Annotated in this window: 6 protein-coding genes and 2 pseudogenes; 4 read left to right on the plus strand and 4 right to left on the minus strand. The window is 68.4% G+C overall.

The genetic code is table 11. The features are described 5' to 3' along the window. Positions 1-86: 86 nt before the first annotated feature. On the plus strand, positions 87-989 hold the full coding sequence (locus J4557_RS45980) for an AraC family transcriptional regulator (protein ID WP_208273734.1): 903 nt from the start codon (positions 87-89) through the stop codon (positions 987-989). Positions 990-1021: 32 nt separating this feature from the next. Here the strand turns inward: J4557_RS45980 and J4557_RS52410 are convergent, their stop codons facing one another. Together J4557_RS52410 and J4557_RS45990 are read right to left on the minus strand one after the other, a co-directional pair. Continuing rightward, a complete protein-coding gene (locus J4557_RS52410) occupies positions 1022-1306 on the minus strand; it encodes a YceI family protein (RefSeq protein WP_372442597.1) in 285 nt (94 codons plus the stop codon). A gap of 524 nt (positions 1307-1830) precedes the next feature. After that, positions 1831-2316: an NADPH-dependent F420 reductase gene (locus J4557_RS45990; RefSeq protein ID WP_208273738.1), complete on the minus strand. Its 486-nt coding sequence runs from the start codon at positions 2314-2316 to the stop codon at positions 1831-1833. Between the two features lie 173 nt (positions 2317-2489). Between J4557_RS45990 and J4557_RS45995 the strand changes: the two genes are divergently transcribed. The 3 genes from J4557_RS45995 to J4557_RS46005 all read left to right on the plus strand — a co-directional run bounded on the left by J4557_RS45995 (position 2490) and on the right by J4557_RS46005 (position 5735). Continuing rightward, a complete protein-coding gene (locus J4557_RS45995) occupies positions 2490-3716 on the plus strand; it encodes an NAD(P)/FAD-dependent oxidoreductase (protein ID WP_208273740.1) in 1227 nt (408 codons plus the stop codon). A gap of 155 nt (positions 3717-3871) precedes the next feature. Further along, the gene (locus J4557_RS46000) at positions 3872-4876 is read left to right on the plus strand and encodes a saccharopine dehydrogenase NADP-binding domain-containing protein (RefSeq protein ID WP_208273743.1); all 1005 of its coding nucleotides are present in this window, start codon (positions 3872-3874) and stop codon (positions 4874-4876) included. 10 nt (positions 4877-4886) lie between these two features. Further along, on the plus strand, positions 4887-5735 hold the full coding sequence (locus tag J4557_RS46005) for an NmrA family NAD(P)-binding protein (protein ID WP_208273745.1): 849 nt from the start codon (positions 4887-4889) through the stop codon (positions 5733-5735). Between the two features lie 214 nt (positions 5736-5949). Here J4557_RS46005 and J4557_RS46010 read toward each other — a convergent pair. Then, a pseudogene (locus J4557_RS46010) lies at positions 5950-6564 on the minus strand (transposase). A gap of 361 nt (positions 6565-6925) precedes the next feature. Next, positions 6926-7040, minus strand: a pseudogene (locus J4557_RS46015) (IS5/IS1182 family transposase); the annotation flags it as partial.

Consider the following 7040-nt stretch of genomic DNA (forward strand, 5'->3'; position numbering starts at 1 on the left):
CACACACTAGAAAGGCGCGATCGATACCATCAATAAGTGATCATCCACCATGACCAATCGATCGTCTCATGTTCTAGACTTTCGCCATGGACGTCCTCAGCGACGCGATCACCGCCATGCGCACCGGAAGACCGCACGCCAACCGCCACCGGTTGCGCGCGCCATGGGGCATGCGCTTCGCCGGCGGTCACGGCTGCGCGTTCCACGTCGTCCTGCAGGGATCGTGCTGGCTCCTTCCCCCCGACGGCGCGCCGCCCCACCAGCTCGGCGCGGGCGATGTGGTGTTCCTGCGCGACACCGGCGCGCACGGGCTGGCCGACGCCCCCGCCAGCCCTTTGCGCGACTTCGACGTCCGCCGCCCCGAGACCCCCGCGGGCGGCGACGGCGCCCTCACCGTCGTGCTGTGCGGCGCCTATCTGCTGGACCGCAGCAGGGCGCATCCCCTGCTGTCGGAGGTTCCGCCCGTCGCCCATCTGCCGGCCCGGATCGGGCGCCACGCCGACCTGCGCGCCGCCGTCGACCTGCTCGGCGCCGAGGTGGGACGGCCCCGCCCCGGCGCGGGCGCCATCGTGCCCGCGCTGCTGGACACGCTGCTGCTGTACATCCTGCGCGCCTGGTTCGAGGAGCGCGCCGAGGACCCGGCGGCCACCGGCTGGACGGCGGCGCTCGCCGACCCGGCGATCGCGGCCGCCCTCACCGCCATCCACGACGCCCCGGACCGGCCGTGGACGGTGGCCGAGCTCGGGGCGCGGGCGGGACTGTCCCGGGCGGCCTTCGCCGGCCGGTTCACCGCGCTGGTCGGGCAGCCCCCGCTGACCTATCTGACCTGGTGGCGCATGACGATCGCCGCGCGGCTGCTACGCGAGGCCAACGCACCGCTGCTCACGGTGGCCCGCCAGGTCGGCTACTCCTCCGACATCGCGTTCGCCGCCGCGTTCAAACGCCGGTACGGCACCACCCCCGGCCGCTACCGGGCCGCCCCCGCCTGACCCGCCGGCGCCGCCGCGGCGTCCGGACGAGGTCAGGGCGAGCGGGCGTGGAACCGGCATCTCAAGAAGCCCGGAACGCCTGGACGTCCAGCACGATGTCGATCCTGTCCGCGATGATGATCTCGGCTGCCGCCGGCGACCAGGCCGAAGGTGACACCGAAGTCGCGACGGCCGATCGTCGTCCGGGCGGAGAAGCCGATGCGCGGTTTCCCCGGAGGCCGGTCGGCCCGAGCCGATGAACTCGACCTCCAGGTCCCCGGCCGGGTGATGTCGCGGGCCGTCAGCTCGCCTGCGAGCACCCGGGAGCCGGTCGACACCGCGACGGCGCGGTTGCTTGCCGCCCGGGGCTAGCGCGTACGCGTGCTCACCCGTCGGGGCACCGGCCCCGACGACCCCGCGGTCGAGCGCGTCGCCGCCGACGCGAGCGCCCCCGCCGACCTGCGCCGCACCGCCCTACTGGCGCTGGCCGGAGGAGTCCCCACCTCCGTGGCGGTCCGTCCTGGCCGCCGCCGAAGCGACCGGCGCGGTGCTCGCCAACGCCGGCAACCTGTACGGCTACACCCCCGTCACCGAGCCGATCACCAAGGACGTGCCGCTCACCGCCGCTACCAGGAAGGGACGGGCACGGGCACGGATGTGGACCGACGCCATCCAAGCCCACCGGGCCGGGCGGCTACGCACCACCGGGGCACGCGCCTCCGACTGCATCGGCCCCGGCGCCCTGTCCTGGCTGACCGAGACCGTCCTCAAGCCGGTCGCCGCCGGAAAGCGCGCGATGGCCCCGGCCGACGATCACGTACCGGAAGCCCGCCCCGCCACTTGGCCCGCTGTCCGGGACCCCTTACGCCGCCCGGGCCAGAGTGAGGCCGATGCCCGTGCCCAGCCCAGAGCCGAAGGCCAGGTGCACGAGCAGTTCCACGGCCGGCTCCAGGTAGCGGGCGTTGGCCAGCGGCCCCGCGTCCACCAGGTCGAACCCGAGCTGCGCACCCAGGTCGAGGACGGTCTTCTTGGCGGCGTCGTCGTCGCTGGCCACGGGCAGGAGGTGCGTCCTGCCGCCGAGGTCTGGAGTGGCCGTGTTGGCGGCGAAGACGGTGTTGAAGGCCTTGACCACCCTGGCCCCGGGCAGTGCTTCGGCGACCTGCTCGCCCGCCGAGGTGGTGTGCCCGATGGTGAGGGACATGAAGTCGGGTGACTCGGGGTTGGTGACGTCAATGACGATCTTGCCGTCCAGTGCCCGCTTCACCTCCTCATCGAGCCGGGCGACCACCGGGAAGCGCACGGCGAGCACGTCGACGCCGCCGTCGCCCAGATCCTCGTGCTCGATCACCTATCGACGCTGCGCCGGCTCGCTGCGGGTCGCGATGTGGTTGCCAGTCGCTGATGCTGCACCGCCGATTTCCACCTACGTCGCGCGTGCCGATCCGAAAACAGTCGCCGCGCCACCGATCGGTTTGGCTTGCTCGAGGTGTCTAGACATGTAGGACCGTTGAGGAGGTGCCTGTGGCACAGGACGACTATGACGTGGCGATCGTCGGCGCAAGTTTGGCGGGGTGCACTGCGGCGCTGCTGTTCTCATCGATGGGCGCCCGGGTCGCGCTGCTGGAGAAGCGATCATCGGTGGACGCGTACAAGGTGTTGTGCACCCACTCCCTGCACGCCAGCGCCATGCCGGTACTCGAACGGCTCGACCTGGTCGCAGCGCTGTGGGCTGCGGGCGCCGCACCGAACCACGCATCCTGGTGGGTCGAATGGGGCTGGATCACGCCGGAACGTGATGGCACGGTGCCGTTTGGCCTGAACCTGCGCAGGCAGACTCTCGATCCGCTGTTGCGTCGCCGCGCCGCAGCCGCGACCGGTGTCGACCTCATGCTCGGCCATGCGGCGACGGCGGTGCTCGAGCGTGACGGACGCGTCCACGGGGTTCGAGCTACCCACCGCGGCAAGGAGATCGATCTGACCGCGCCCCTGATCGTCGGTGCGGACGGCCGCTCTTCCGCGGTAGCCGCGGCAGCGGGTATCCGGACCAGGAAATCACGCAATCTGCGGTTCGGGTTCTTTTCCTACTTTCGCGACTTCCCGGAGGACGACGGTCTCAGCCGCGCCTGGTTCATGGGCCCGGACTGCGCATTTTCGTTCGTCAATGAGGACGGGATCCGCGTTATCGTCGCGGCCCCCAACAGAGCCGACCACCTCTCTGCCTTCAATGCCGACCTCGCGACGTCGTTTCGCGATTACATCAACGCACTTCCCGATGCTCCCCGCATCGAGGCCGCCCAGCGGATCTCGAAGATCATCGGTACCACGAATTTCCCACTGCTCCAGCGGGAACCGTCGCGGCCAGGTCTGGCTCTCATCGGTGATGCCGCCCTGGCCACCGACCCGGTCTGGGGGATCGGGGGGTCATGGGCCCTGTTGTCCGCTCAATGGCTTGTCGACGCCGTCGCCAACTCCTTGAATGACCAGCAGGAGCTCGACTCCGCGCTGGAGCGTTACGGCGCTCGCCACACCCGAGCACTTCGCGGTCACCAAGCCCAGATCCGGCGATATGCGAAGGCGCGAGGATTCAACGTCGCCGAGCGACTCATGTTCTCTGCCGCCGCCCGCGACAAGGAAATGGCCTCTCACCTCTACCGATTTGGTTCACGCCTCATCACTCCGACGGAACTGCTCGCTCCCCGTGCCATTCTACGAGCAGGCAAGGTGAATCTGAGCCATGCAATTGGTTGATGCAGAAGGTCGACCTGTCACGTCCGCAGCCCCTTAGGTGTTTCGCGAAAATACTGTCCGCCACTATCTGCGTAGGGTTGCATCATCAAACCGCGCGACAGGCGCTCCAAAGACACAAATGGCCGCCACCTGGAACCAAGAGAGAGTTAATGTCAATGACCGTTTTCGCCATTTATGGGGCCACCGGCCACACCGGTCGTCTCGTCACCGCCGAACTCCTTTCCCGCGGAAAGGATGTCGTCCTGTCCGGCCGGAATCCTGCTGCGCTCGCCGCGCTGGGGCAGGAGCGGATTCTGCCAGCGGGGCTCGACGACCCCGCAGCCTTGCGTACTCTCGCCGAGATGGCCGACGTCATCATCCATTGCGCGGGCCCCTTCGCCACCACCGCGCTACCGGTTGCCACGGCCGCGGTCGAGGGCGGTTGCCACTATATCGATCACTCTGTCGAGGTACATACGGTCAAACACCTGTTCGATACTTTTCCCGCGCGCGCGCAGAGCGCTGGCGTCACCGTGCTGCCCAGCGTGAGCTTCTACGGGGGTATAGGTGACCTGCTCGCCGGTGCCGTCGCGCGCGGTGTCTCCGAGATCGACCGCATCACAGTGGCTTACGCCGTGAGCAATTGGATGATGACACACGGTGCCGTGGAGACGGCGCGCCTGCTGTTCGCCGATACCGAGCGAATCGGTTTCGCCGATGGCGCACTGCAAACCGGATTCGTCGAGCCGCGCAGTGCCGTGTTCGCTTTTCCGCCTCCGGTCGGCCCGCGGCCCATGATCGCTCCAGTGCCGTTCCCGGAGGCCGTCACCGTACCCCGGCATACTCGTACCCGGTCGGTGGAGGCCCAACTGACCGCCAACACGTTCGCGGAGGAACAGGCATTCACCAGCGAACACGTTACGGCCGATGCGCGCGCCGCCAGCGAATTCACCGTCGCCGCACAGGTTCTCGCCGCGCACGGTTCGGCGGCGGGCAGCCTGCGGGGCCGCGACCTGTGGCGAGCCGCCGCGCTGGCCTCGGTGGAGGCAGCCGTCCGGCTCACCGAGGGCCGCGCCAAGAGCGGAGTCGCCAGTCCTGCAGAGGCTTTCGACGCGACCGATTTCCTAACCGCTCTCGTCGACCATGGAGCATTCACACTCGAACTACCAGAACAGCCGTAGGAGAACAGGAATGGAACCCATCCTCGTCACAGGTGCCGGCGGTGGCAGTCAAGGTGGCACAGGCCGCATGGTCGCCGAAATTCTCGTCCGCGCGGGCCTTCCGGTGCGCGCGTTCGTACACAACGACAATGCCCCTGCTGCGGAACTGAAGGACCTCGGCGCCGAGGTCGTCGTCGGTGATCTGCGCGAGATCACCCAGGTGCTGCCTGCGCTGCAGGGCGTGCGGCGTGCTTACTTCACCTATCCGGTAACCGCCGGAATGCTCGATGCGGCGGCCGTTTTCGCCGCCGCGGCACGCGACGCGGGTTTGGAGCGGGTGGTCGCGGTGTCTCAACTCGGTTCGGCGCGCGACGCCGGCACCCCGCACATGCGCCGGCACTGGGTGGCCGAACAGACTCTCGACCGTGCCGGTATCGGTGCGGTGCATCTGCGTGCGGCGGTGTTCTTCGAAAACCTGCGCGTCGCTATCGGCGACCGTGGCGAACTGGCCCTGCCGCTCGGGTCCCCGGCCACCGTGGTCCCGCTGATCGCGGCCGAGGACGTCGCCCGCGTCGCCGCCGGTGTGCTGCGCACCCAGGGCCCTGTCGACCCCGTGCTCTGGCTGGCGGGTGAAATCCTCACAGCCGGTACGGCAGCCTCCACCTTCGACGTCCCCTACGCCGACGTCGACCCGAACGTTTGGGCAAAGCAGGCGATGTCGATCTACCGCGACGAGGTAACGGTCGAGCACCTGACCCATCTGTGGACGATGTTCGCCGCCATCGGATCCGGCCACGAGCTTTTCCGCGTCACCGAGACAATCGAGGAGTTCGCTGGTCGCCCACCATTGACCCTGCGCGAATACCTCGCCTCCCGATAGACCATCAGTTCGGTCGGGGTCGCGGGGCACAACACCATCCCAACCCGAGGCCACCGCTGGTACGGCAGCAACATTTCGTTAGATGAGCTGCGGATATGCGTGTTCGAGTGGGCAGCGGAGGCGGGTCCGCTGGTGGTACCAGCGGACCCGTCCTCGGTGCCGGCCTCGCCGGTTCTGCCAGTGGACGGTGTGGTCGATGCCGTGGTGGCGGGGTTTAGACGGCGTCTCGATTGGCGAGGCGACGGCTGCAGATGAGGGTGGCGGCGATGCCGGCGCAGGCCAGGAAGTGCTCGGGTTTGTTTTCGTAGGGGCGGTGCAGGCGGGGGAAGCCGTTCAGTCACGACATCGTGCGCTCGGCCACCCAGCGGTGTCGGCCAAGGCGATCCGAGCGTTCGACACCGCGGCGGGCGATCTGCGTGACGATGCCCCGGTCGTGCAGGAACCTGCGCAGGTCGGCATGGTCGTAGCCCTTGTCGGGCTGCAGTTTGCGGGACGTCGACGCCGTGGCCCGCGCCGGAAGCGGACCGGCGGGATGCTGCGCACCAGCGGCTCGAGCCCGAGTTCGTCATGGGTGTTGGCCGCTGAGATCCCGAAGCAGCTTGGCCCATAGCCGCGCCTGGATCCACTCGGTGAACCGGCGGTGCACCGTCTGCCAGGACGCACCGAAGATCGGAGGGAGCTGCCGCCAGGTGCAACCGGTCGTTGCCACGAACACGATCGCCGCCGGCACGTCGCGCTCATCGGCCCGGCGCCGTCCACCACCCTGCGGCCGGGTCGGCGCAGGCGGCGTCACCCGCTGGAACAACTCCCACAACTCGTCAGGGACCAATCGCTCGTTGAATCTCGCCGCGACCGATCCAACAAGCCATCACCAATCAAGACACGGTCTTATGAAAGATGCGGAGCCAGGTGCGACGGCAATTCGCGGGGACGACTTCCGGTTGCGGAGTCGAAGCTGAGAACGCACCCCCCGAAGTGGGCCTCCCTGAAGTCGGCTCCTTTCACCTCGAAGTGGGCGGCCCTGAAGTCGACTTCGCCGGCCTCGAACCGGGCGCGGTGGAACTCGGCAGCGCTGTACATGAAGTCATCGCCCGGACCGCCCACGAACTGGGCCCCCTGGAAGTTGACTGTGCTTCCCGCGAACCTGGTGTCATGGAAACCGACGGTGCCGTCTATGAACTGAGCCTTTTTCAGTGTGATGCGGTCTCGCGGAGTTGCAGGGTGTGGATGGCTTTGGCGAGGCGGCCGGCGCGGTGGGGGCAGCAGCGCAGCTTCCGCAGGATTCGCCATGACTTGAGCTGGGCG

Origin of the sequence: Actinomadura nitritigenes (assembly GCF_017573545.1) — a bacterium.
GTDB lineage: Bacteria > Actinomycetota > Actinomycetes > Streptosporangiales > Streptosporangiaceae > Spirillospora > Spirillospora nitritigenes.

Coding starts and splice junctions, on each gene's coding strand:
- J4557_RS45980 (WP_208273734.1), top strand. CDS start 87: ATGGACGTCCTCAGCGACGCGATCACCGCCATGCGCACCGGAAGACCG.
- J4557_RS46000 (WP_208273743.1), top strand. CDS start 3,872: ATGACCGTTTTCGCCATTTATGGGGCCACCGGCCACACCGGTCGTCTC.
- J4557_RS46005 (WP_208273745.1), top strand. CDS start 4,887: ATGGAACCCATCCTCGTCACAGGTGCCGGCGGTGGCAGTCAAGGTGGC.